This is a genomic window from Pseudomonas sp. Irchel s3a10, from assembly GCF_900187525.1.
GTDB classification, from domain to species: domain Bacteria; phylum Pseudomonadota; class Gammaproteobacteria; order Pseudomonadales; family Pseudomonadaceae; genus Aquipseudomonas; species Aquipseudomonas koreensis_G.
Map to the genome: position 1 here is coordinate 153,857 of NZ_FYDR01000005.1, position 23,633 is coordinate 177,489.

General features: G+C 59.7%; 19 protein-coding genes. 16 read left to right on the top strand and 3 right to left on the bottom strand.

All coding sequences use genetic code 11. The features are described from left to right. Positions 1-54 precede the first annotated feature (54 nt). From dapC to map, 3 genes are all read right to left on the bottom strand, one after another. Positions 55-1,254 (bottom strand): succinyldiaminopimelate transaminase, encoded by a 1,200-nt coding sequence (gene dapC / locus CKW11_RS16445; RefSeq protein ID WP_095138350.1) that lies wholly within the window; start codon positions 1,252-1,254, stop codon positions 55-57. Between the two features lie 210 nt (positions 1,255-1,464). Further along, positions 1,465-4,167, bottom strand: coding sequence for a [protein-PII] uridylyltransferase (locus CKW11_RS16450; RefSeq protein WP_095138351.1), 2,703 nt, complete (start codon positions 4,165-4,167; stop codon positions 1,465-1,467). Positions 4,168-4,208: 41 nt separating this feature from the next. Beyond that, positions 4,209-4,991 (bottom strand): type I methionyl aminopeptidase, encoded by a 783-nt coding sequence (map, locus tag CKW11_RS16455; RefSeq protein WP_007964271.1) that lies wholly within the window; start codon positions 4,989-4,991, stop codon positions 4,209-4,211. A 373-nt stretch (positions 4,992-5,364) separates the two neighbouring features. Between map and rpsB the strand changes: the two genes are divergently transcribed. The 16 genes from rpsB (at position 5,365) to dnaE (ending at position 23,593) form a co-directional block, all read left to right on the top strand. Continuing rightward, positions 5,365-6,102 (top strand): 30S ribosomal protein S2, encoded by a 738-nt coding sequence (gene rpsB, locus CKW11_RS16460; RefSeq protein ID WP_003222119.1) that lies wholly within the window; start codon positions 5,365-5,367, stop codon positions 6,100-6,102. Positions 6,103-6,305: 203 nt separating this feature from the next. Next, positions 6,306-7,169 (top strand): translation elongation factor Ts, encoded by an 864-nt coding sequence (tsf, locus tag CKW11_RS16465; RefSeq protein ID WP_095138352.1) that lies wholly within the window; start codon positions 6,306-6,308, stop codon positions 7,167-7,169. A 212-nt stretch (positions 7,170-7,381) separates the two neighbouring features. Continuing rightward, a complete protein-coding gene (gene pyrH / locus CKW11_RS16470) occupies positions 7,382-8,125 on the top strand; it encodes a UMP kinase (protein ID WP_003222124.1) in 744 nt (247 codons plus the stop codon). Next, a complete protein-coding gene (gene frr, locus CKW11_RS16475; protein WP_027611028.1) occupies positions 8,122-8,679 on the top strand; it encodes a ribosome recycling factor in 558 nt (185 codons plus the stop codon). The genes pyrH and frr overlap by 4 nt, the downstream gene beginning before the upstream one ends. Positions 8,680-8,693: 14 nt before the next feature. After that, positions 8,694-9,449 carry a polyprenyl diphosphate synthase gene (gene uppS / locus CKW11_RS16480; protein ID WP_003222128.1) on the top strand — a complete coding sequence of 252 codons (756 nt, stop codon included), beginning with the start codon at positions 8,694-8,696 and terminating at the stop codon, positions 9,447-9,449. Then, the gene (locus tag CKW11_RS16485) at positions 9,449-10,255 is read left to right on the top strand and encodes a phosphatidate cytidylyltransferase (protein ID WP_095138353.1); all 807 of its coding nucleotides are present in this window, start codon (positions 9,449-9,451) and stop codon (positions 10,253-10,255) included. Before uppS ends, CKW11_RS16485 begins: the two co-directional genes overlap by 1 nt. Then, positions 10,252-11,442: a 1-deoxy-D-xylulose-5-phosphate reductoisomerase gene (gene ispC, locus CKW11_RS16490; protein WP_095138354.1), complete on the top strand. Its 1,191-nt coding sequence runs from the start codon at positions 10,252-10,254 to the stop codon at positions 11,440-11,442. Before CKW11_RS16485 ends, ispC begins: the two co-directional genes overlap by 4 nt. Positions 11,443-11,496: 54 nt before the next feature. Next, entirely contained in the window at positions 11,497-12,849 is a 1,353-nt protein-coding gene (gene rseP, locus CKW11_RS16495; RefSeq protein ID WP_095138355.1) for a sigma E protease regulator RseP, read from the top strand. 74 nt (positions 12,850-12,923) lie between these two features. Further along, the gene (gene bamA, locus CKW11_RS16500; RefSeq protein ID WP_095138356.1) at positions 12,924-15,299 is read left to right on the top strand and encodes an outer membrane protein assembly factor BamA; all 2,376 of its coding nucleotides are present in this window, start codon (positions 12,924-12,926) and stop codon (positions 15,297-15,299) included. Positions 15,300-15,344: 45 nt separating this feature from the next. Beyond that, the gene (locus tag CKW11_RS16505; protein ID WP_003222140.1) at positions 15,345-15,848 is read left to right on the top strand and encodes an OmpH family outer membrane protein; all 504 of its coding nucleotides are present in this window, start codon (positions 15,345-15,347) and stop codon (positions 15,846-15,848) included. A gap of 3 nt (positions 15,849-15,851) precedes the next feature. Next, positions 15,852-16,907 (top strand): UDP-3-O-(3-hydroxymyristoyl)glucosamine N-acyltransferase, encoded by a 1,056-nt coding sequence (lpxD, locus tag CKW11_RS16510; RefSeq protein ID WP_095138357.1) that lies wholly within the window; start codon positions 15,852-15,854, stop codon positions 16,905-16,907. Between the two features lie 106 nt (positions 16,908-17,013). Then, the gene (gene fabZ / locus CKW11_RS16515; RefSeq protein WP_003222142.1) at positions 17,014-17,454 is read left to right on the top strand and encodes a 3-hydroxyacyl-ACP dehydratase FabZ; all 441 of its coding nucleotides are present in this window, start codon (positions 17,014-17,016) and stop codon (positions 17,452-17,454) included. Then, positions 17,451-18,227, top strand: a complete 777-nt coding sequence (gene lpxA, locus CKW11_RS16520) for an acyl-ACP--UDP-N-acetylglucosamine O-acyltransferase (protein ID WP_095138358.1) — start codon at positions 17,451-17,453, stop codon at positions 18,225-18,227. The genes fabZ and lpxA overlap by 4 nt, the downstream gene beginning before the upstream one ends. Positions 18,228-18,229: 2 nt before the next feature. Then, positions 18,230-19,360 carry a lipid-A-disaccharide synthase gene (gene lpxB / locus CKW11_RS16525; RefSeq protein ID WP_095138359.1) on the top strand — a complete coding sequence of 377 codons (1,131 nt, stop codon included), beginning with the start codon at positions 18,230-18,232 and terminating at the stop codon, positions 19,358-19,360. A gap of 8 nt (positions 19,361-19,368) precedes the next feature. Next, positions 19,369-19,995: a ribonuclease HII gene (gene rnhB, locus CKW11_RS16530; RefSeq protein ID WP_095138360.1), complete on the top strand. Its 627-nt coding sequence runs from the start codon at positions 19,369-19,371 to the stop codon at positions 19,993-19,995. Positions 19,996-20,071: 76 nt separating this feature from the next. After that, the gene (gene dnaE, locus CKW11_RS16535) at positions 20,072-23,593 is read left to right on the top strand and encodes a DNA polymerase III subunit alpha (protein WP_095138361.1); all 3,522 of its coding nucleotides are present in this window, start codon (positions 20,072-20,074) and stop codon (positions 23,591-23,593) included. Positions 23,594-23,633: the final 40 nt, after the last annotated feature.

A 23,633-nucleotide genomic window follows, 5' to 3' on the forward strand; every position in this document is an offset into this window, starting at 1 on the left:
AATGTAACTTGAGGGGTATGTCCGTGCCAGATGACTGGCACGGATACTGAAAACTCAGTGTTGGCGGGTGATGAAGTCGCGGATCCGTTCTGCTGCTTCAACACATTCAGCCAAAGGCGCAACCAGTGCCATGCGCACGCGCCCGGCGCCCGGATTCACGCCGTCGACCTCGCGCGACAGATACGAGCCTGGCACCACGGTCACATGCTCCTGCTCGAACAGGTCGCGGCAGAATGCGGCATCGTCACCGGCCACTTTTGGCCAGAGGTAGAAGCTGCCGTCCGGACGCTGCACGTCCATCACCGGGCTGAGGATTTCCAGCACTGCGTCGAACTTCTCGCGGTACAGCGCACGGTTGGCACGCACATGCACTTCGTCATTCCACGCCGCAACACTGGCCAGCTGGGTTTGCACCGGCATCGCGCAGCCGTGGTAGGTGCGGTACAGCAGGAAGCCTTTGAGGATGTCGGCATCACCAGCCACGAACCCGGAGCGCAGGCCCGGCAGGTTGGAGCGCTTGGACAGACTGTGGAATACCACACAACGCTTGAAGTCCTTGCGGCCGAGTTCGACGCAGGCGCTGAGCAGGCCCGGCGGCGGGGTCTGTTCGTCGAAGTACAGTTCGCTGTAGCACTCGTCGGCGGCGATCACGAAGTCGTATTCGTCGGCCAGAGCGATGAGTTTTTTCAGTACATCGATCGGGATCAGCGCGCCGGTCGGATTGCCTGGGGAGCACAGGAACAGGATCTGGCAGCGCTTCCAGATGTCCGGCGACACGGCGTCGAAATCCGGGTTGAAACCGTTTTCGTCCAGGCACGGCAGGTAGTGCGGCTTGGCCCCGGCGAGGAACGCGGCGCCTTCGTAGATCTGATAGAACGGGTTCGGGCTGACCACCAGTGCATCGTCGCCACGGTTGACCACGGTCTGGGTGAAAGCGAATAGCGCTTCGCGGGTACCGTTGACCGGCAGCACATTACGCGCCGGATCAATCCAGCCGCTCGGCACGCCGAAGCGACGTTCACACCAGTTGGCGATGGCTTCGCGCAGGGCCGGGATGCCGAGGGTGGTCGGATACACCGCCATCTGATCCAGATTGTTCGCCAGCGCTTCGGCGACAAAGCCTGGCGAGCGATGTTTCGGCTCGCCGATCGACAGGGCGATCGGGCGTTTGTCCGGGTTCGGGGTCACGGTGCCGAGCAGGGCGCGGAGCTTTTCGAACGGGTAGGGCTGGAGCTGGTTCAGAGCGTTGTTCATGGGGGCCTCGTTCAATGTGGAGAGAACTCCGTGGCGAGGGGATTTATCCCCGATCGGCTGCGCAGCAGTCGCAAAACCATCGCGTCTGGTGTAGCGGATACACCGTGAATGCAAGTTTTTGGGGCCGCTTCGCAACCCATCGGGGATAAATCCCCTCACCACAAAAGCCCCGGGCAGCTATATCTGCCTCCACAGGGATAGTTTGTTAATTCAAATACTGATGCGCGAAAGCTTGATATCCGGTTCCTGATTGACGCTCAGTTGCTCGACGATTGCGTCCTGCAGGCGACTGCACAGCAGCGGGTCGGAGAGCGGCTGGTTGTGCGCGTCGGTGATGAAGAATACGTCTTCCACGCGTTCGCCCAGGGTCGCAATCTTGGCGTTCTGCAGCGACAGGTCGAACTCGAGGAAGATCCCGCCGATCCGTGCCAGCAGGCCCGGGCGGTCAGGCGCCGTCAGTTCCAGCACCGTCACCGGACGCTGAGCGTCGTTGTGGATCGTCACCTGCGGCGCGAAGGCGAAATGCTTGAGCTGGCGCGGTACCCGGCGCTGAATGATCGTCGGGTAATCGTCCGGATTGCGCAGCGCTTCGGTCAGGCCATCGCGAATCTGTTTGACCCGGGCCGGGTTGTCGCCGATCGAGTCGCCGTCGGTGTCGAGCACGATGTAGGTGTCGAGGGTGAACTGGCTGCTCGACGTGATGACCCGGGCGTCGTGAATGTTCAGGTTGAGCTGATCCATCGCGGCCACAGTCACGGCGAAGAAGTCGTGCTGGTCCGGGGCATAAATGAAGATCTGCGTGCCACCCTCGAACTCGCGCTGGGTGGTTTCCTTGATCAGCACCAGCGGACCGCCATCGGCCGGCTGCTGCAAGATCGCGTCACTGTGCCAGGCCACGTCGCCGGCGGTGTGACGCAGGAAATAGTCATCGCCCAACTGTGCCCACAACTGCTCAACATCGTCTGGGTCAGTGCCGCCGCGCACCAGAATGTCCAGCGCCGCACTCTGGGTCTGGCGGATCTGCTCTTCGCGATCCACCGGGTTTTCCAGGCCACGGCGCAGAGCACGTTTGGTCTCGGTGTAGAGCTGGCGCAAGAGGCTGGCGCGCCACGAATTCCACAGCGTCGGGTTAGTCGCGTTGATGTCGGCCACGGTCAGCACGTACAGGTAATCCAGCCGGGTCTCGTCGCCGACGGCCTGAGCGAAATCGTGGATCACCTGCGGGTCGGACAAGTCCTTGCGCTGGGCGGTGGTCGACATCACCAGGTGGTTCTGCACCAGCCAGACGATCAGGCGGCTGTCCCACAGGGGCAGTTGATGACGCTGGCAGAACGCTTCGGCATCGACTGCGCCGATGTCCGAATGATCGCCATGCCGGCCCTTGCCGATATCGTGGTACAGACCGGCCATGTAAATCAGTTCGGGCTTGGGCAGTTTGGCCATGAGCTTGGCGGCCAGCGGGAATTTTTCCGACACCTGGGTGTACTGCAACTTACGCAGGTGCTTGATCAGGTTCAGCGTGTGCGCGTCGACCGTATAGATGTGGAACAGGTCGTGCTGCATCTGCCCGACGATGAAGCCGAACTCCGGCAGATAGCGCCCGAGGATGCCGTAGCGGTTCATCCGGCGCAGGTTGCGGTGCACGCCGATCTTGCACTTGAACAGCTCGATGAACAGGCTGGTGTTGCGGATATCGTTGCGGAAGTTGTCGTCGATCAGGTGCCGGTTCTCGCGCAGCAGACGAATGGTGTCGGCGCGCACGCCTTTGATTTCCGGTTGCTGGGCCATCAGCACGAAGATCTCGAGCATGGCGAACGGCGTGCGACGGAACACGTTGTCGTTGCGCGCTTCGATGTAGCCGTCGTGCAACTGGAAGCGCGAATTGATTGGCTGCGGTGGTGCTTCGTCTTCCGGGGCGAGGATGACTTCCTCGAAGTGCTGGATGATCAGGTCGCTGAGCTGGGCGATGCTCATCACCACGCGGAAGTACTGCTGCATGAAGTTTTCGACGGCCTGTTTCGCGTCGTCGCCTTCAAAACCGAGCAGGCCGGCAATGGTTCGTTGATGATCGAACAGCAGACGGTCTTCCGAGCGCCCGGCGAGCATGTGCAGGGCGTAGCGCACTTTCCAGAGGAACTCCTGGGACGACGCCAGCAGGGCGTTTTCGCTCTCGACCAGGAAGCCTTCGCCAGCGAGGGCGCGCAGGTTCAGGGTGCCGTACTGACGACGGGCCACCCACAGAATGGTCTGGATATCCCGCAAGCCGCCGGGCGAACCTTTGACGTTGGGTTCCAGGTTGTATTCGGTGTCGTTGTACTTGTGGTGGCGGGCCTTCTGCTCGGCGCGCTTGGCCAGGAAGAATTCCTTGGCTGGCCACATGTGTGCGGTGCTGGTGACATCGAGCATGCGCTGGCGCAGGCGCTCGGGGCCGCAGATGGTGCGGCTTTCCATCAGGTTGGTGACCACGGTCAGGTCGGCGCGCGCTTCCTCGGCGCATTCGTCCACCGAGCGTACGCTCTGACCGACTTCCAGGCCGATGTCCCACAGCAGCGTCAGAAAACGCTCGATGGAATCGCGGAAGACTTCGTGATCGGCGCTGTCCAGCAGGATCAGCAGGTCGATGTCGGAATAGGGGTGCAACTCACCCCGGCCGTAGCCGCCGACCGCGACCAGCGCGATATCGGCGTCTTCGCTCCAGTTGAACTGCTCCCAGGCCTTTTGCAGGATATTGTCGACGAACCACGCACGGTCTTCGATCAGCCGGCGGATGTCGCGGCCGCTGCGAAAACGCGTGTCGAGAACCTCGCGCGCCTGGCGGATCGCCTTCTTGAACGCCGCGATGGGACTCGCTTTCAGGGCCAGTTCAGCCTGGAACTGACCGCGGTCGAAGAGTTCGGGATCCACCTGCGGCATCGATTGGCTTTCCTTCTATAAGGCTGGGAGCGTTCTTGGGATCAGGCCGAGACGCGCGGGATAGTGTCGTCGGCGCGCAGGGTGAAAATCTCGTAGCCGGTATCGGTCACCAGCAGGGTGTGTTCCCACTGCGCCGAGAGTTTGCGGTCCTTGGTGATCGCGGTCCAGCCGTCGCCCAGTACCTTGGTGTCGGCCTTGCCCTGGTTGATCATCGGTTCGATGGTGAAGGTCATGCCGGCCTTCAGTTCCATGCCGGTGCCGGCGCGACCGTAATGCAGGATCTGCGGCTCTTCGTGGAACACCTTGCCGATACCGTGGCCGCAGAACTCGCGAACCACCGAGAAGCCGTTCTTTTCCGCATGCTTCTGGATGATTTCACCGATGTCGCCGAGGCGGCAGCCAGGTTTGACGATTTCGATCGCCTTGTACATGCATTCCTGAGTGACCTGCGACAGGCGTTCGGCCCAGACCGGCACTTCGCCAACGTGGAACATGCGGCTGGTGTCGCCGTGGTAGCCGTCCTTGATCACGGTGACGTCGATGTTCAGCGTGTCGCCATTCTTCAGCGGCTTGTCATTCGGGATGCCGTGGCAGACCACGTGGTTGATCGAGGTGCAGATCGACTTCGGGTAGCCCTTGTAGTTGAGCGGGGCAGGGATGGCTTGCTGCACGTTGACGATGTAGTCATGGCAGATCTGGTTCAGTTGATCGGTGGTCACGCCCGGTTTGACGTGTTCGGCAATCATTTCCAGCACATCGGCGGCCAGTTTGCCGGCGACACGCATGCCAGCGATGTCCTCGGGGGTTTTGAGGTTGACGGTCATACAGGCTCTCTCTGCGCTCGGCGGCGCTTGCTGATACGGATAGGGTGGCAGGTGTGCGTTTTGCGACCCTGAAAAACCCGATTCTAACAGACGAAAGGCGCAAATCCGCGCCTGCGTGCATCGTCTCTCTCTATACAATGGTGCGCCTGAAGGCGATTCCAAGGGGGCTGCGCCCATGTCCTTGGTGCGATTGCAGATTCCGGGTTCCGTTTCTGCGCACCCTGTGGTATAAAATGCGCCGCTTTCCGGGGATACCCCGAAAAGCTTAAATCCACACACGTGTCGACACGATGACCTGGGTGCTTTTGGCTTTATGCCACTGGTTGGTCATTGGGATACGTGGAGGCCAAACCCGACTTATTAAGGAACTATCATGTCCCAAGTCAACATGCGCGATATGCTGAAGGCCGGTGTGCACTTCGGTCACCAAACCCGTTACTGGAATCCGAAAATGGGTAAATACATTTTCGGCGCGCGTAACAAGATTCACATCATCAACCTTGAAAAAACCCTGCCAATGTTCAACGAAGCTCTGACTTTCGTAGAGCGTCTGGCCCAAGGCAAAAACAAGATTCTGTTCGTTGGCACCAAGCGTTCCGCTGGCAAGATCGTTGCTGAAGAAGCAGCACGTTGCGGCTCGCCGTACGTCGATCACCGCTGGTTGGGCGGCATGCTGACCAACTTCAAAACCATTCGTGCTTCCATCAAGCGTCTGCGTGACCTTGAAGTTCAAGCCGAAGACGGTACTTTCGCCAAGCTGACCAAGAAAGAAGCGCTGATGCGCTCCCGTGACCTGGAAAAGCTGGATCGCTCCCTGGGCGGCATCAAGGACATGGGCGGTCTGCCAGACGCACTGTTCGTGATCGACGTTGACCACGAGCGCATCGCGATCACCGAAGCCAACAAGCTGGGTATCCCGGTCATCGGCGTTGTCGATACCAACAGCAGCCCGGAAGGCGTTGACTACATCATCCCAGGCAACGATGACGCAATCCGCGCTATCCAGCTGTACATGGGTTCGATGGCTGACGCAGTGATCCGTGGTCGCAACAATGTTGCTGGCGGCACTGTTGAATTCGCAGCTGAAGAAACTCAGGCTGCAGCTGAGTAATCGACGCCCTGGCGTTGACTCAGTAAGCAAAAAGGGGGCTTGGCCCCCTTTTTGCCACCTCGAAAACCGTTTGTTGGCGCCCACTTGTGGCCGCGCATCTCCTGCATTTGTAACGTGCAGCAGCTACAAGGTGTTTCGGGAAGAATTGAACGCCCGTTCGATCGGGTGGAATGGTTGAAAACCTATCCAAGAGGAATTTGAAAATGGCAGCAATTACTGCAGCTTTGGTTAAAGAACTGCGCGAGCGTACCGGCGAAGGCATGATGGACTGCAAGAAAGCCCTGGAAAAGGCTGACGGCGACATCGAAAAAGCCATTGATGACATGCGTGCTTCGGGCGCGATCAAGGCTGCGAAAAAGGCTGGCAACGTTGCCGCTGAAGGCGCAATCGCAATCAAGGACGACGGTAAGGCTGCCGTTATCCTGGAAGTGAACTCGCAGACCGACTTCCTGGCTCTGCAAGACGACTTCAAAAACTTTGTTGCTGCCAGCGTAGAAAAAGCCTTCGCTGACAAACTGACCGACGCTGCTCCGCTGATCGCTGCTCAAGAAGCCGCTCGCGAAGCACTGGTTGCCAAAGTAGGCGAGAACGTCAACATCCGTCGTCTGGCCCGTATCGAAGGTGACGTTGTCGGTTCGTACCTGCACGGCAACAAGATCGGTGTGGTTGTGGCTCTGAAAGGCGGTGACGTCGAGCTGGCCAAAGACATCGCGATGCACGTTGCTGCAAGCAACCCTGAGTTCCTGCTGCCTTCGCAAGTTTCGGCTGAAGCGATCGAGCGTGAAAAAGCTGTGTTCCTGCAGCTGAACGAAGAGAAGATCAAAGGCAAGCCAGAAAACATTGTTGAGAACATGGTCAAAGGCCGTATCAGCAAGTTCCTGGCAGAAGCAAGCCTGGTTGAGCAGGCGTTCGTCAAGAACCCTGAAATCAAGGTTGGCGAGCTGGCCAAGAAAGGCGGCGCAGAAATCGTTTCCTTCACCTACTTCAAAGTAGGCGAAGGCATCGAGAAGCCGGTCGACAACTTCGCTGAAGAAGTTGCTGCCCAGCTGGCTGCCGCCAAGCAATAAGACGGTTTTTCAACTGTCGCCCGAAAGAGGCTGCCCGCTCACGCGCGCAGCCTCTTTTCAGATGGGGTTACCAATTTTTAATTGGTTTCCACTGGGAACTGACTTACAAAGCCAGGTTCCGATGGCGCTGAAGCAGCGCCAAGCTAGAGTGAACGGCAGCTGTAAAACAGCTTGCACAGAATTTTTTAAATACGCCGCAGGAGAGATTCGCAATGGCTCAGCAGGGCAGTGGTTATCAGGCTCGCTATAAACGCATTCTACTCAAGCTTAGCGGCGAGGCCCTGATGGGCTCGGAAGAGTTCGGGATCGATCCAAAAGTGCTGGATCGGATGGCGCTGGAAGTTGGCCAACTGGTCGGCATCGGCGTACAGGTCGGTCTGGTGATCGGCGGTGGCAACCTGTTCCGTGGTGAAGCCTTGAGCAAGGCTGGCATGGATCGGGTGACAGGCGACCACATGGGCATGCTGGCCACTGTGATGAACGCCCTGGCCATGCGCGATGCGCTGGAACGTGCCAATATCTCGGCCATCGTGATGTCGGCCATTTCCATGGTTGGCGTGACCGATCACTACGATCGCCGCAAAGCCATGCGCCACCTGAACTCCAAGGACGTGGTGATTTTCGCCGCCGGTACCGGCAATCCGTTCTTTACCACGGATTCGGCAGCCTGCCTGCGTGCAATCGAAATCGATGCCGACGTCGTGCTGAAAGCGACCAAGGTTGATGGCGTCTACACCGCAGACCCGTTCAAAGACCCGCATGCCGAGAAGTTCGATCATCTGACTTATGATGAAGTGCTGGATCGCAAGCTGGGTGTAATGGATCTGACAGCTATTTGCCTGTGCCGCGATCACAAGATGCCGCTGCGCGTATTCAACATGAACAAGCCCGGCGCCCTGCTGAACATTGTGCACGGCGGCGCTGAAGGGACTTTGATCGAGGAAGGCCAACAATGATCAACGAAATCAAGAAAGACGCCCAAGCGCGTATGCAGAAATCCCTGGAATCCCTGAACCACGCGTTCGGCCAGATTCGTACCGGCAAGGCTCACCCGAGCATTCTCGGCAGCGTCATGGTGCCTTACTACGGTACCGACACCCCGCTGAGCAGCGTCGCCAACGTCACCGTGAAAGATTCGCGTACCCTGCAAGTCGTGGCCTTCGAGCGCAACATGCTCGCTGCCGTCGACAAGGCGATCCAGAGTGCTGGTCTGAACCTCAATCCGACCAACCTGGGTGAGTTGCTTTTGATCCCGATGCCTGCCCTCACCGAGGAAACGCGCAAGGGCTTCACCAAGCAGGCCCGTAGCGCAGCGGAAGACGCGCGCGTTGCCGTGCGCAACATTCGTCGTGACGCATTGGGTGAGCTTAAAAAGCTGGTCAAGGACAAGGAAATCAGTGAAGACGAAGAGCGTCGTGCCACCGCTGATATCGACAAGCTGACCAAAGACTTCGAGGCCCAGATCACCAAGGCCACGGACGAGAAAGAAAAAGACCTGATGGCCGTATAAGGGTCGAGTTTTAAATGGACAAGACCAAGCAGTCTGCGCCGTCCGCGGTGCCGCGCCATGTCGCGATCATCATGGATGGCAATAATCGCTGGGCGAAAAAACGCTTTATGCCGGGTGTCGCCGGGCATAAGGCCGGCGTGGATGCTGTGCGGGCAGTGATCGAGGTGTGCGCCGAGGCCAAGGTCGAAGTGCTCACCCTGTTCGCCTTTTCCAGTGAAAACTGGCAGCGCCCGGCCGATGAAGTCAGTGCCTTGATGGATCTGTTCTTCAAGGCGCTGCGTCGTGAGGCCAAGCGCCTTAACGACAACAACATCAGCTTGCGCATCATCGGCGATCGTTCGCGCTTTCATCCTGAGCTTCAGGCGGCGATGCGCGAGGCTGAGGCCATGACCGCTGGTGCCAACCGCTTCATCCTGCAGATCGCCGCCAACTACGGCGGTCAGTGGGATATTGCCCAGGCTGCGCAGCGTCTGGCGCGTGAAGTCCAGGCCGGGCATCTGCGTCCGGAAGACATCACCCCGGATCTGCTGCAAACCTGCCTGGCGACCGGTGATCTGCCGCTGCCGGACCTGTGCATCCGCACCGGTGGCGAGCACCGCATCAGCAACTTCCTGCTGTGGCAACTGGCGTATGCCGAGTTGTACTTCTCCGACCTGTTCTGGCCGGACTTCAAACACGAAGCCATGCGCACTGCGCTGGCCGATTTCGCTTCACGCCAGCGTCGCTTCGGTAAAACGAGCGAACAGGTTGAAGCTGGAGCCCGGGTTTAATGCTTAAACAACGAATCATCACTGCGCTGATCCTGCTGCCGATCGCCCTGTGCGGGTTTTTCCTGCTCGAAGGCTCCGGTTTCGCGCTGTTCATCGGTCTGGTCGTAAGTCTGGGCGCCTGGGAATGGGCGCGCCTGGCTGGCTTTACCGCACAGTCGTTCCGTGTCGGCTATGCCGCTGTCGTCGCGCTGATGCTGTTCGTCATGTACGTCCTGCCGGGCCTCGCCCCTTGGGTGTTGGGCGCTTCGGTGTTGTGGTGGGCGGTGGCGACGTATCTCGTGCTGACGTATCCGCGCTCGAGCGTGCACTGGTCCACGGCGGCCACCAAACTGGTGATCGGCTTGCTGATCCTGCTGCCAGCCTGGCAAGGGCTGGTGCAGATCAAACAGTACCCATTGGGTAACTGGTTGATCATGGCGGTGATGGTATTGGTCTGGGGTGCCGACATCGGTGCCTATTTCTCCGGCCGTGCTTTCGGCAAGCGCAAGCTGGCGCCGCAAGTCAGTCCAGGCAAGAGCTGGGAAGGCGTTTACGGTGGCCTGGCGCTGAGTCTGGTGATCACCGCGATCGTCGGTCTGGTTCGTGACTGGACGGTGGCTGAACTGCTCAAGGGGCTGATCGGCGCTGCGTTGATCGTGTTCATTTCGGTGGTGGGCGACCTCACCGAAAGCATGTTCAAGCGTCAGTCCGGCATCAAGGACAGCAGCAACCTGCTGCCCGGCCATGGCGGCGTGCTTGATCGCATCGACAGCCTGACCGCTGCGATCCCGATTTTCGCTGTATTGCTGTGGATGGCTGCACCGTGAGCCGTCCTCAACAGATCACTGTTCTGGGGGCTACCGGTTCGATTGGCCTGAGCACCCTCGACGTTATCGCTCGGCATCCCGAGCGTTATCAGGTTTTCGCCCTGAGCGGTTTCACGCGCCTGAGCGAGTTGCTCGCCTTGTGCGTTCGCCATGTGCCGCAATTCGCGGTAGTGCCTGAAGTGGCGGCGGCGCGTGGTCTGCAGGACGACTTGCGGGCTGCCGGTCTTTCCACTCGCGTGTTGGTGGGGGAGGAGGGCCTGTGCCAGGTCGCTTCCGCGCCTGAAGTGGATGCCGTGATGGCGGCCATCGTCGGTGCGGCAGGCTTGCGCCCGACGCTGGCGGCGGTGGAAGCTGGCAAGAAAATCCTGCTGGCCAATAAAGAGGCGCTGGTGATGTCCGGCGCGCTGTTCATGCAGGCGGTGCACAAGAGCGGTTCGGTGCTGCTGCCGATCGACAGCGAGCACAACGCGATCTTCCAGTGCATGCCGCAGGATTTCGCCCGAGGGCTGGGCGCCGTCGGTGTAAGAAGGATTCTGCTCACGGCTTCGGGCGGGCCTTTCCGGCAGACGCCGTTGAGCGAGCTGGTGCATGTTTCGCCTGATCAGGCGTGTGCGCACCCGAACTGGTCGATGGGACGCAAGATCTCGGTGGACTCGGCCAGCATGATGAACAAGGGCCTGGAGTTGATCGAGGCTTGCTGGCTGTTCGACGCCAAGCCGTCGCAGGTCGAGGTGGTGATTCATCCGCAGAGTGTGATTCACTCGCTGGTCGACTATGTCGATGGCTCGGTGCTGGCGCAGTTGGGCAACCCTGACATGCGCACGCCGATTGCCAATGCGCTGGCCTGGCCTGAGCGTATCGACTCGGGCGTGGCGCCACTGGATCTGTTTGCCATCGCGCGCCTGGATTTCGAGGCGCCGGACGAACAGCGCTTCCCTTGTCTGCGCCTGGCGCGACAGGCGGCGGAGGCCGGCAACAGCGCACCGGCCATGCTCAATGCGGCCAACGAAGTGGCGGTCGCGGCGTTTCTCGACGGGCGCGTGGGTTATCTGGAAATCGCGAGTATCATCGAGGACGTGTTGAATCTCGAGCCTGTGGTTGCACTGGAAGATCTGGACGCGGTGTTTACCGCAGACGCGAAAGCGCGGACTCTGGCCGGGCAGTGGCTGAGTCGTCACGACCGATAGCCGTTGCAGTACCATGGCGTCACGCGGCACTGAACAGGATTGCGGAGAAAGTAGATGAGCGCGCTCTATATGATTGCCGGCACCCTGATCGCTTTGGGTGTGCTGGTCACCTTTCACGAATTCGGCCACTTCTGGGTCGCGCGTCGCTGTGGCGTCAAGGTTCTGCGTTTTTCCGTGGGCTTCGGCATGCCCCTGTTACGCTGGCACGACAAGCAGGGCACTGAGTTTGTTGTCGCCGCGATTCCGCTGGGCGGTTACGTCAAAATGCTCGATGAGCGTGAAGGCGAAGTCCCGGCCGATCAGCTTCATCAATCCTTCAATCGCAAGTCGGTTCGCCAGCGCATCGCCATTGTCGCGGCGGGGCCGATTGCCAACTTCCTGCTGGCCCTGGTGTTTTTCTGGGTGCTGGCGATGCTCGGCAGCGAGCAGATCCGTCCGGTCATCGGTGCGGTCGAGTCCGGCAGCATCGCGGCCAAGGCCGGTTTGAATGCCGGTCAGGAAATCGTCGCCATCGATGGTGAGCCGACGTCCGGTTGGGCCGCCGTCAATTTGCAACTGGTGCGTCGCCTCGGGGAAAGCGGCTCCCTGCAATTGCTCGTGCGCGAGCAGGGTTCTACCGCCGACACGCCGCGTGAGCTGGCGCTCGATCAATGGCTCAAAGGCGCCGATGAGCCCGATCCGATTCGCTCGCTGGGTATTCGCCCGTGGCGCCCGGCCTTGCCGCCGGTGCTGGCCGAACTCGATCCGAAAGGCCCGGCGCAAGCCGCTGGTCTGAAAACCGGTGATCGCCTGCTGGCGCTCGACGGCCAGCAGCTCAATGACTGGCAGCAGGTGGTCGACACTGTTCGTACGCGTCCTGATACCAAAATCATGCTGAAAATCGAGCGCGACGGTGCTCAAATCGAGGTCCCGGTGACCTTGGCAGCTCGCGGCGAAAGCAAGTCGCCAAGCGGTTATCTCGGGGCTGGCGTAAAAGCCGTAGACTGGCCGCCGGAAATGATCCGCGAGGTCAGTTATGGTCCGCTGGCCGCGATTGGCGAGGGTGCCCGTCGTACCTGGACCATGAGCGTGCTGACGCTGGACTCGTTGAAGAAAATGCTGTTTGGCGAGCTCTCGGTAAAAAACTTGAGTGGGCCGATAACCATTGCTAAAGTGGCGGGCGCTTCTGCCCAGTCGGGCGTTGCTGATTTCCTGAATTTCCTTGCTTATCTGAGTATTAGCCTGGGGGTTCTGAATTTGCTGCCCATTCCTGTACTGGATGGGGGGCATTTGTTGTTTTATCTGATTGAGTGGGTGCGTGGTCGCCCCTTGTCGGATCGGGTGCAAGGTTGGGGGGTGCAGATCGGTATCAGTTTAGTGGTCGGAGTGATGTTGCTTGCTCTGGTCAATGATCTGGGTCGACTGTAAAGCTTCGCTGAATTGCGAATCTGCCGCATTTTGCGGCAGTTTGTTTATTGCCAGTTGGAATAAGAAAGGACTTCATGAAACGTCTGCTGCTAACTGCGGTTCTCACCGTATTGATGATCGCCGAAGTTCACGCCGAGTCCTTCACTATCTCTGATATTCGCGTCAATGGCCTCCAGCGGGTCTCCGCGGGTAGCGTCTTTGGTGCCTTGCCGTTGAACGTCGGCGAGCAGGCGGATGATCGTCGCCTGGTGGAATCCACTCGTGCGTTGTTCAAAACCGGTTTCTTTCAAGATATCCAGCTGGGCCGCGAAGGCAACGTTCTGGTGATCACGGTCGTCGAACGTCCGTCGGTCGCCAGTATCGAGATCGAAGGTAACAAGGCGATCTCCACCGAAGACCTGATGAAGGGCCTCAAGCAGTCCGGTCTGTCCGAAGGTGAAATCTTCCAGCGCGCCACCCTCGAAGGTGTCCGTAACGAGCTGCAACGTCAGTACGTTGCCCAAGGCCGTTACTCGGCGACCGTCGACACCGAAGTGGTCTCGCAGCCGCGCAACCGCGTCGCGCTGAAAGTGAAGATCAACGAAGGCACCGTGGCGGCCATCCAGCACATCAACGTGGTGGGTAACACGGTCTTCCCTGATGACGATCTGATCGACCTGTTCGAGCTGAAAACCACCAACTGGCTGTCGTTCTTCAAGAACGACGACAAGTACGCCCGTGAAAAACTCTCCGGTGACCTGGAGCGCCTGCGTTCCTACTACCTGGACCGTGGCTACATCAACATGGATATCGCTTCGACCCAGGTGTCCATCACCCCGGACAAGAAGCACGTCTACATCACCGTCAACATCACCGAAGGCGAGAAGTACACCGTTCGTGACGTCAAGCTCAGCGGTGACCTGAAAGTGCCTGAAGACCAGGTCAAGTCGCTGTTGCTGGTGCAGAAAGGCCAGGTGTTCTCGCGCAAGCTGATGACCACCACCTCCGAACTGATCACCCGCCGTCTGGGTAACGAGGGTTACACCTTCGCCAACGTCAACGGCGTACCTCAGCCGCATGACGACGATCACACTGTGGACATCCTGTTCGCCGTCGATCCGGGTAAACGTGCCTACGTCAATCGCATCAACTTCCGCGGCAACACCAAGTCCGAGGACGAAGTGCTGCGTCGTGAAATGCGTCAGATGGAAGGTGGCTGGGCTTCGACCTACCTGATCGACCAGTCCAAGACCCGTCTTGAGCGTCTGGGCTTCTTCAAGGAAGTGAACGTTGAAACGCCGGCTGTTCCGGGTGTCGACGACCAGGTGGATGTGAACTACGCCGTTGAAGAACAGGCTTCCGGTTCGATCACTGCCAGTGTCGGTTTCGCTCAGAGCGCCGGTCTGATCCTCGGTGGTTCGATCACCCAGAACAACTTCCTCGGTACCGGTAACCGTGTAAGCGTGGGCCTGACCCGCAGCGAATACCAGAGCCGCTACAACTTCGGCTACGTTGACCCGTACTGGACCGCCGATGGCGTGAGCCTGGGTTACAACGCGTTCTATCGCACCACCGACTACAAAGACCTCGACGTCGACGTAGCGAGCTATGCGGTCGACAGCCTGGGTGCCGGCGTAAACGTTGGCTACCCGATCAGCGAGACTTCGCGTCTGACGTTTGGTCTGTCGGTTCAACAGGACGAGATCAAGACCGGTACCTACACCGTTGACGAGATTTTCGACTTCGTTAACAAGGAAGGCGACAAGTACCTGAACTTCAAGGCTTCGGCCGGCTGGTCCGAATCGACCCTGAACAAAGGCGTACTGCCGACCCGTGGTCGTTCGCAGAGCCTGACACTGGAATCGACCATTCCAGGTAGCGATCTGTCGTTCTACAAACTCGATTACCGTGGTCAATTGTTCCAGCCGATCAGCGAAAACTACACCCTGCGTCTGCACACCGAGCTGGGTTATGGCGACGGCTACGGTGGAACCGACGGCTTGCCGTTCTATGAAAACTACTATGCTGGTGGTTTCAACTCGGTTCGTGGCTTCAAGGACAGTACGCTTGGCCCGCGCAGTACGCCGAGTCGTGGTAACAACCCGGGTACCCTGGCTGACCCGGACCAGGATCCACTGCCGTTCGGTGGTAACGTCCTGATCCAGGGTGGTGTCGAGGTTCTGTTCCCGCTGCCATTCGTCAAGGATCAGCGTTCCCTGCGTACTTCGGTATTCTGGGATGTGGGTAACGTATTTGACTCGCAGTGCAAGGACACTACCAATGCGAACGGCTCGACGTCGAACACCAAGTGCAACGACATCAGTCTGAGCAACATGGCCAGCTCCGTCGGTGTCGGCGTGACCTGGGTCACCGCACTGGGCCCGCTGAGCTTTGCACTGGCGATGCCGATCAAGAAACCGGATGAAGCTGAAACTCAAGTGTTCCAATTCTCCCTCGGCCAGACGTTCTAAGCGTCTGACCCAAGATAACGACAATGGATTTTGTAGGAGTGCATCGTGCGTAAGTTGACTCAATTGGTTCTCCTGGCCTCCGTACTGGTGGCAGGCCCGGCGTTCGCCGACATGAAAATCGCCGTTCTGAACTATCAGATGGCACTGCTGGAATCCGACGCAGCCAAGAAATACGCCGTGGATGCCGAGAAGAAGTTCGGTCCGCAACTGACCAAGCTCAAGACGCTGGAAAGCAGCGCCAAGGGCATTCAGGATCGCCTGATGGCCGGTGGCGACAAGATGCAGCAGGGCGAGCGTGAGCGTCTGGAGCTTGAGTTCAAGCAAAAGGCCCGTGACTTCCAGTTCCAGTCCAAGGAGCTGAACGAAGCCAAGGCAGTTGCCGACCGCGAAATGCTCAAGCAACTGAAGCCGAAACTGGATAGCGCAGTGGAAGAAGTCATCAAGAAAGGTGGTTTTGACCTGGTGTTCGAGCGTGGCGCAGTGATCGATGTCAAACCTCAGTACGACATCACGCGCCAGGTTATCGAGCGCATGAATCAGCTGAAGTAACCCATGACCGTGACTATCAAGCTCGGCCAGTTGGCCGAGTTCCTCGGCGCCACCCTGCGTGGCGACCCCGAGAAGCAAATTACTGGGCTAGCCACCTTGCAGGAGGCTGGCCCAGCTCAGTTGAGCTTTCTGGCAAATCCTCAATATCGTAAATACCTGGCAAGTTCCCAGGCGGCTGCGCTATTGCTCAAGGAAGCCGATGCCGAGGGTTTTGCCGGCAATGCATTGGTGGTGCCGGATCCTTATCTGGCATACGCCCGCATCTCGCACCTGTTCGATCCCAAGCCAAAAGCCGCAGCGGGTGTTCATCCCACAGCGGTGATTGCGCCGGACGCGGTGGTTGATCCAAGCGCCAGCATTGGCCCGTTCGTGGTGATCGAGGCCGGTGCGCGCATCGGTGCGCAGGTCACCCTGGGTGCCCATTGCGTCATCGGTGCCCGCAGTGAAATCGGCGAGGGCGGCTGGCTCGCTCCGCGGGTGACGCTGTACCACGACGTGCGCATCGGCAAGCGGGTGGTTATTCAGTCGGGGGCCGTGCTCGGTGGTGAAGGCTTCGGTTTCGCCAACGAGAAAGGTATCTGGCAGAAGATCGCCCAGATCGGCGGCGTGACCATCGGCGACGATGTCGAGATCGGCGTGAACACCGCTATCGACCGTGGCGCGCTGGCGGACACCGTCATCGGCAACGGCGTGAAACTCGACAACCAGATCCAGATCGCACACAACGTCCAGGTCGGTGATCACACCGCCATGGCGGCGTGTGTCGGTATCTCCGGCAGTACCAAAATCGGCAAGCATTGCATGCTCGCTGGTGGTGTCGGCCTGGTGGGGCACATCGATATTTGCGACAACGTTTTCCTGACCGGGATGACCATGGTGACCCACTCGATTACCGAGCCGGGTGCCTATTCTTCCGGCACAGCCATGCAACCGGCGGCCGAATGGCGCAAAAGCGCGGCCCGCATCCGTCAGCTCGATGACCTCGCGCGACGTTTGAAGCAGCTGGAAAAGCGCGTCGGGGAAGTGACCCCCGGCAGCAATGCTTCATCTGATGGCTGATACCATTTCCATATCAAGTGTGCACAGCCTCTAGACTGCCTCCTTGATTTGCTAGAGGAGTGCGCGTCGGTCGCGCTCCCAATCTTTACATAGGCTTCCCCCCGAAATGATGGACATCAACGAGATTCGCGAATACCTGCCTCACCGTTACCCGTTCCTGCTGGTGGACCGGGTGGTGGAACTGGACACTGAAGGCAAGCGCATTCGCGCCTACAAGAATGTCAGCATCAATGAGCCATTCTTCAACGGCCACTTCCCGGCGCACCCGATCATGCCGGGTGTACTGATCATCGAAGCGATGGCCCAGGCTGCCGGGATCCTCGGTTTCAAAATGCTCGACGTGAAACCGGCCGACGGCACCCTTTACTACTTCGTCGGTTCCGACAAGCTGCGTTTCCGTCAGCCGGTTCTGCCGGGTGACCAACTGATTCTTGAAGCCAAGTTCATCAGCTGCAAGCGCCAGATCTGGAAGTTCGAATGCCAGGCTTCGGTCGACGGCAAGCCGGTCTGCTCGGCTGAAATCATCTGTGCGGAACGCAAGCTATGAGTTTGATTGACCCTCGCGCAATCATCGATCCGTCGGCCGTTCTGGCTGACGGCGTCGAGGTCGGCCCGTGGTCGATCGTCGGCGCAGGTGTGGAAATCGGCGAGGGTACCGTGATCGGGCCGCACGTGGTCCTCAAAGGCCCGACCCGCATTGGCAAGCACAACCGCATCTACCAGTTTTCCTCGGTAGGTGAGGACACCCCTGACCTCAAGTACAAGGGTGAGGAAACCCGTCTGGTGATCGGTGATCACAACGTCATTCGCGAAGGCGTGACAATCCACCGTGGCACCGTGCAGGACCGTTCGGAAACCACGCTGGGCGATCACAACCTGATCATGGCCTACGCCCACATCGGGCATGACAGCGTCATTGGCAACCACTGCATTCTGGTCAACAACACCGCGTTGGCCGGGCATGTGCACGTTGACGATTGGGCGATCCTGTCCGGGTTCACCCTGGTTCACCAGTATTGCCACATTGGCGCCCACAGCTTTTCCGGCATGGGCACCGCCATCGGCAAGGACGTCCCGGCGTTCGTCACCGTATTCGGCAACCCGGCCGAAGCGCGCAGCATGAACTTCGAAGGCATGCGCCGCCGTGGCTTCAGCGAAGACGCGATTCACGCGCTGCGCCGCGCCTATAAAACCGTGTACCGCCAGGGCCTGACCGTGGAGCAGGCGCTGGCCGAACTGGCTGAGCCTGCTGCGCAGTTCGCGGAAGTCGCGCTGTTCCGTGACTCGATCCAGTCGTCGACTCGCGGCATCACTCGCTGATCATGGCTAATCTGCGTATTGCGCTGGTGGCGGGCGAAGCTTCCGGTGACATTCTGGGCGCCGGTCTCATGCGCGCGGTCAAGGCGCAACATCCGGCAGTCGAGTTCATCGGCGTTGGTGGCCCGTTGATGCAGGCCGAAGGCCTGACATCTTATTTCCCCATGGAGCGTCTGTCGGTCATGGGGCTGGTGGAAGTCCTCGGGCGGCTGCGCGAGTTGCTCAAGCGCCGCAAGGAGCTGATCGCCACGTTGATTGCCGAGAAGCCGGACGTGTTCATCGGTATCGACGCTCCCGATTTCAACCTCAACATCGAACTCAAGCTGCGTCAGGCCGGGATCAAGACCGTGCACTACGTCAGCCCGTCGGTGTGGGCTTGGCGCCAGAAGCGTGTGCTGAAGATTCGCGAAGGCTGCGACCTGATGCTCACCCTGTTGCCGTTCGAAGCGAAATTCTACGAAGAGAAGGGCGTGCCGGTGAGGTTTGTCGGTCATACGCTGGCCGATACCATTCCGCTGCAGGCCGATCGCGCCGCAGCGCGTGCCGAACTCGGCTTGCCCGACGGGCCGCTGGTGGCGTTGATGCCCGGCAGTCGCGGTGGCGAAGTCGGCCGTCTCGGAGGGCTGTTCCTTGATACGGCCGAACGTCTACGGGCCATGCACCCGGGGCTGCGCTTTGTGATTCCGTGCGCCAATGCCGAGCGTCGCGCTCAGCTCGAAGAGTTGCTGGTTGGCCGCGACTTGCCGGTAACCCTGCTCGACGGCAAATCGCATCTGGCCCTGGCGGCGTGCAACGCGGTGTTGATCGCCTCCGGCACGGCGACGCTTGAAGCGTTGCTGTACAAGCGGCCAATGGTCGTCGCGTATCGCCTGGCACCGCTGACCTTCTGGATTCTCAAGCGCATGGTCAAGAGCCCGTACGTGTCCTTGCCCAACCTGTTGGCTCAGCGTCTGCTGGTGCCAGAATTGTTGCAGGATGATGCGACAGTCGAGGCATTGGCGCAGACCCTTTCGCCGCTGATCGAAGGCGGCGAAGAGCAGACCCGTGGCTTCGACGAGATCCACCGCACCTTGCGCCTGGATGCTTCCAATCAGGCGGCGGATGCCGTCCTCAACCTGATCGGTCAGAAACAATGAGCAACACGATGCAGATGGGTCTGGATTTCACCCTGGTCGCCGAAGTCGAAGAGCTGGTGGCCGGTGTCGACGAGGTCGGTCGAGGCCCGCTGTGCGGTGCAGTAGTGACGGCGGCGGTGATCCTCGATCCGAACCGGCCGATCCTCGGCCTCAACGACTCGAAGAAACTCACCGAAGCCAAGCGCGAGAAGCTCTACGACGAGATCATCGAGAAAGCCCTGAGCTGGTGCATCGCTCGCGCTGAAGTCGAAGAAATCGACGAGCTGAATATCCTGCACGCGACCATGCTCGCCATGCAGCGCGCGGTGGCCGGGCTGCATATTCAGCCGAAACTGGCGATGATCGACGGCAACCGCTGCCCGAAACTGCCGATGCGCGCCGAAGCGGTGGTGCAGGGTGACGGCAAGGTACCGGCCATCGCGGCCGCGTCGATTCTGGCCAAGGTCAGCCGCGACCGTGAAATGGCGGCGTTCGAACTGATCTACCCCGGGTACGGCATCGGCGGTCATAAAGGCTACCCGACGCCCGTTCATCTGGAAGCGTTGGCACGACTCGGACCGACGCCGATTCACCGGCGCTCATTTGCCCCGGTGCGTCAGGCTTACGAGGCGCTCGAAGGCCTGACGCAGGTTTAGGCGCAAGGCTGATGTTTTGTTCGAGGCCCGGTACAATCCGGGCCTTGTTGTCTCTATGTAACTGGACAGGATCACTATGCCGGCTTCATTCGTTCATCTACGCCTGCACACTGAATACTCCCTGGTCGACGGGCTGGTGCGGATCAAGCCACTGGTCAAGGCGCTGACCGGCATGAACATGCCGGCCGTGGCAGTCACCGATCAGAACAACATGTGTTCCCTGGTCAAATTCTATAAAAACGCCATGGGCGCCGGCATCAAGCCGATCTGCGGTGCCGACCTGTGGCTGTCGAACAAGGATCCGGACGGGCCATTGAGCCGGATCAGCCTGTTGGTGATGAATGCCAAGGGCTATCGCAACCTCACCGAGTTGATCTCGCGCGGCTTCATCGAGGGCCAGCGCAACGGCATGATCATCATCGAGCGTGAATGGGTCGCCGAGGCCAACGAAGGCCTGATCATGCTGTCCGCCGCCAAAGAAGGCGAGATCGGCATGGCCATGATCAGTGGCAACCCGGCCGAAGCCGAAACGTTGGCGCGTGAATGGATGGCGGTGTTCCCGGATCGTTTCTATCTGGAGATCCAGCGTACCAATCGCCCCAACGACGAAGAACAACTGCATGGTGCCGTGGCCCTGGCCGACAAGCTCGGCGCGCCACTGGTGGCGACCAACGATGTGCGCTTCATCAAGCAGGAAGACTTCGCTGCCCACGAAACCCGCGTGTGCATCGGTGAGGGCCGCGCCCTCGACGATCCGCGGCGCTCGAAGAATTACAGCGATCAGCAGTACCTCAAAAGCGCCGAGGAAATGGCCGAGCTGTTCAGCGACATTCCCGACGCGATCGAAAACACCGTCGAGATCGCCAAGCGCTGCAACATTGAAGTCAAGCTGGGCACGCACTTCCTGCCCAACTTCCCGATCCCCGATGGCATGACCATCGACGAATACTTCCGCAAAGTGTCCTTCGAAGGTCTCGAAGAGCGCCTCGCGGTGCTGCTCCCCAAGGACACCACCGAAGACTACGAAGCCAAGCGTCAGGTCTACGTCGACCGCTTGAATTTCGAGCTGGATATCATCATCCAGATGGGCTTCCCCGGTTACTTCCTGATCGTGATGGACTTTATCCAGTGGGCCAAGAATAACGGCGTGCCGGTAGGTCCTGGCCGGGGGTCGGGTGCCGGCTCGCTGGTGGCTTACGTTCAGAAGATCACTGACCTTGATCCGCTGGAATACGACCTGCTGTTCGAACGTTTCCTTAACCCGGAACGGGTCTCGATGCCCGACTTCGACGTCGACTTCTGCATGGACGGTCGTGACCGGGTGATCGACTACGTGGCCGAGAAATACGGTCGCAACGCGGTGAGCCAGATCATCACTTTCGGTTCCATGGCCGCCAAGGCTGTGGTACGCGACGTGGCGCGGGTGCAAGGCAAGTCCTATGGCCTGGCGGATCGTCTGTCGAAGATGATTCCGTTCGAAGTCGGCATGACCCTGGAAAAAGCCTACGAGCAGGAAGAGATCCTGCGTGACTTCATCAAGGTCGATGAGGAGGCGGCGGAAATCTGGGAGATGGCGCGCAAGCTTGAGGGCGTGGTGCGTAACGTCGGCAAGCACGCCGGTGGTGTGGTAATCGCGCCGACCAAGCTGACTGACTTCTCGCCGATCTATTGCGACGAGGCCGGTGACGGTCTGGTAACCCAGTTCGACAAGGACGACGTTGAGGCCGCCGGTCTGGTGAAGTTCGACTTCCTCGGCCTGCGAACCCTGACGATCATCGACTGGGCGCTGAAAACCATCAACCGTGACCGCGCCAAGGTCGGTGAAGAGCCGCTGGACATCGCGTTTATCCCGCTCGATGACAAACCGACCTACAGCCTGCTGCAGAAGGCCGAAACCACGGCAGTGTTCCAGCTTGAATCGCGCGGCATGAAAGAGCTGATCAAAAAGCTCAAGCCCGACTGCCTGGAAGACTTGATCGCACTGGTGGCGCTGTTCCGTCCGGGCCCGCTGCAATCGGGCATGGTGGACGACTTCATCAACCGTAAGCACGGTCGCGCCGAACTGGCGTACCCGCACTCGGACTACCAGTACGAAGGCCTCAAGCCGGTTCTGGCGCCGACGTACGGCATCATCCTGTATCAGGAACAGGTGATGCAGATCGCTCAGGTCATGGCCGGTTACACCCTCGGTGGTGCGGACATGCTGCGGCGAGCCATGGGTAAAAAGAAACCCGAGGAAATGGCCAAGCAGCGCGGCGGTTTCATTGAAGGTTGCGCGACCAACAACATCGACGCCGACCTCGCCGGTAACATCTTTGACCTGGTGGAAAAATTCGCCGGTTACGGCTTCAACAAATCCCACTCCGCCGCCTATGGCCTGGTGTCGTACCAGACCGCCTGGCTGAAAGCTCACTACCCGGCACCGTTCATGGCCGCGGTACTCTCGGCGGATATGCACAACACCGACAAGGTCGTGACCTTGATCGAGGAAGTGCGCACCATGAAGCTGCGCCTCGACGCGCCGGACGTGAACACCTCGGAGTTCAAGTTTACGGTGAACGACGACGGCCGCATCGTGTACGGTCTCGGCGCGATCAAGGGTGTCGGCGAAGGCCCGGTGGAAGCGATTACCGAGGCGCGTCAGGAGGGCCCGTTCAAGGATCTGTTCGACTTCTGCGCCCGGGTCGATCTCAAGCGCATCAACAAGCGCACGCTGGACGGTTTAATCCGCAGCGGCGCGCTGGATCGCCTCGGCCCGTATTTCCATGACGAGCAAAAGGCTTATCAGGCCAACATCGACCGTAACCGCGCGGTACTGCTGGCGGCCATGGAAGAGGCGATCAAGGCCGCCGAACAGACCGCACGCACCCACGACAGCGGCCACGCCGACCTGTTTGGCGGGCTGTTCGTCGAAGAAGATGCCGACGTTTACGCGACGCATCGCAAGGCCAAGGAACTGACCCTCAAGGAGCGCCTCAAGGGTGAGAAAGACACCTTGGGTCTGTACCTGACCGGTCACCCGATCGACGAATACGAAGGCGAGATTCGCCGTTTCGCCCGGCAGCGCATCATTGATCTCAAACCGGCTCGGGATACCCAGACGGTCGCAGGGATGATCATTGCCCTGCGGGTGATGAAGAACAAGAAGGGCGACAAGATGGGCTTCATCACCCTCGACGACCGCTCGGGGCGGATCGAGGCGTCGCTGTTTGCCGATGCGTTCCACTCCGCGCAGTCACTGCTGCAGACCGATGCGATGGTGGTGGTCGAAGGCGAGGTCAGCAACGACGACTTCTCCGGCGGCCTGCGCTTGCGGGTCAAGCGGGTGATGAGCATGGAGGATGCGCGGACCAATCTGGCCGAGAGCCTGCGCCTGAAGCTGCACACTCAGGATTTGAAAGGCGATCAGCTACGCTGGTTGGGTGAACTGCTCAAGCGTCACCGTGGGGCGTGCCCGATCACCATGGAGTACACCAGCCCTGATGCGAAGACCTTGCTGCAGTTCGGCGAGACTTGGCGAATAGATCCGGCGGATGCCTTGATTCAAGCCCTGCGTGACCAGTTCGGGCGAGACAACGTCTTCCTCCAATACCGTTGACCGGCAAGTGCCATCATTGCGCTTGCCCGCAACCTGAATT

Excerpts from the sequence above, each read along its gene's own strand:
- dapC (WP_095138350.1), bottom strand. The coding sequence starts at position 1,254 with ATGAACAACGCTCTGAACCAGCTCCAGCCCTACCCGTTCGAAAAGCTC.
- CKW11_RS16450 (WP_095138351.1), bottom strand. The coding sequence starts at position 4,167 with ATGCCGCAGGTGGATCCCGAACTCTTCGACCGCGGTCAGTTCCAGGCT.
- map (WP_007964271.1), bottom strand. The coding sequence starts at position 4,991 with ATGACCGTCAACCTCAAAACCCCCGAGGACATCGCTGGCATGCGTGTC.
- rpsB (WP_003222119.1), top strand. The coding sequence starts at position 5,365 with ATGTCCCAAGTCAACATGCGCGATATGCTGAAGGCCGGTGTGCACTTC.
- tsf (WP_095138352.1), top strand. The coding sequence starts at position 6,306 with ATGGCAGCAATTACTGCAGCTTTGGTTAAAGAACTGCGCGAGCGTACC.
- pyrH (WP_003222124.1), top strand. The coding sequence starts at position 7,382 with ATGGCTCAGCAGGGCAGTGGTTATCAGGCTCGCTATAAACGCATTCTA.
- frr (WP_027611028.1), top strand. The coding sequence starts at position 8,122 with ATGATCAACGAAATCAAGAAAGACGCCCAAGCGCGTATGCAGAAATCC.
- uppS (WP_003222128.1), top strand. The coding sequence starts at position 8,694 with ATGGACAAGACCAAGCAGTCTGCGCCGTCCGCGGTGCCGCGCCATGTC.
- CKW11_RS16485 (WP_095138353.1), top strand. The coding sequence starts at position 9,449 with ATGCTTAAACAACGAATCATCACTGCGCTGATCCTGCTGCCGATCGCC.
- rseP (WP_095138355.1), top strand. The coding sequence starts at position 11,497 with ATGAGCGCGCTCTATATGATTGCCGGCACCCTGATCGCTTTGGGTGTG.
- bamA (WP_095138356.1), top strand. The coding sequence starts at position 12,924 with ATGAAACGTCTGCTGCTAACTGCGGTTCTCACCGTATTGATGATCGCC.
- lpxD (WP_095138357.1), top strand. The coding sequence starts at position 15,852 with ATGACCGTGACTATCAAGCTCGGCCAGTTGGCCGAGTTCCTCGGCGCC.
- fabZ (WP_003222142.1), top strand. The coding sequence starts at position 17,014 with ATGATGGACATCAACGAGATTCGCGAATACCTGCCTCACCGTTACCCG.
- lpxA (WP_095138358.1), top strand. The coding sequence starts at position 17,451 with ATGAGTTTGATTGACCCTCGCGCAATCATCGATCCGTCGGCCGTTCTG.
- lpxB (WP_095138359.1), top strand. The coding sequence starts at position 18,230 with ATGGCTAATCTGCGTATTGCGCTGGTGGCGGGCGAAGCTTCCGGTGAC.
- rnhB (WP_095138360.1), top strand. The coding sequence starts at position 19,369 with ATGCAGATGGGTCTGGATTTCACCCTGGTCGCCGAAGTCGAAGAGCTG.
- dnaE (WP_095138361.1), top strand. The coding sequence starts at position 20,072 with ATGCCGGCTTCATTCGTTCATCTACGCCTGCACACTGAATACTCCCTG.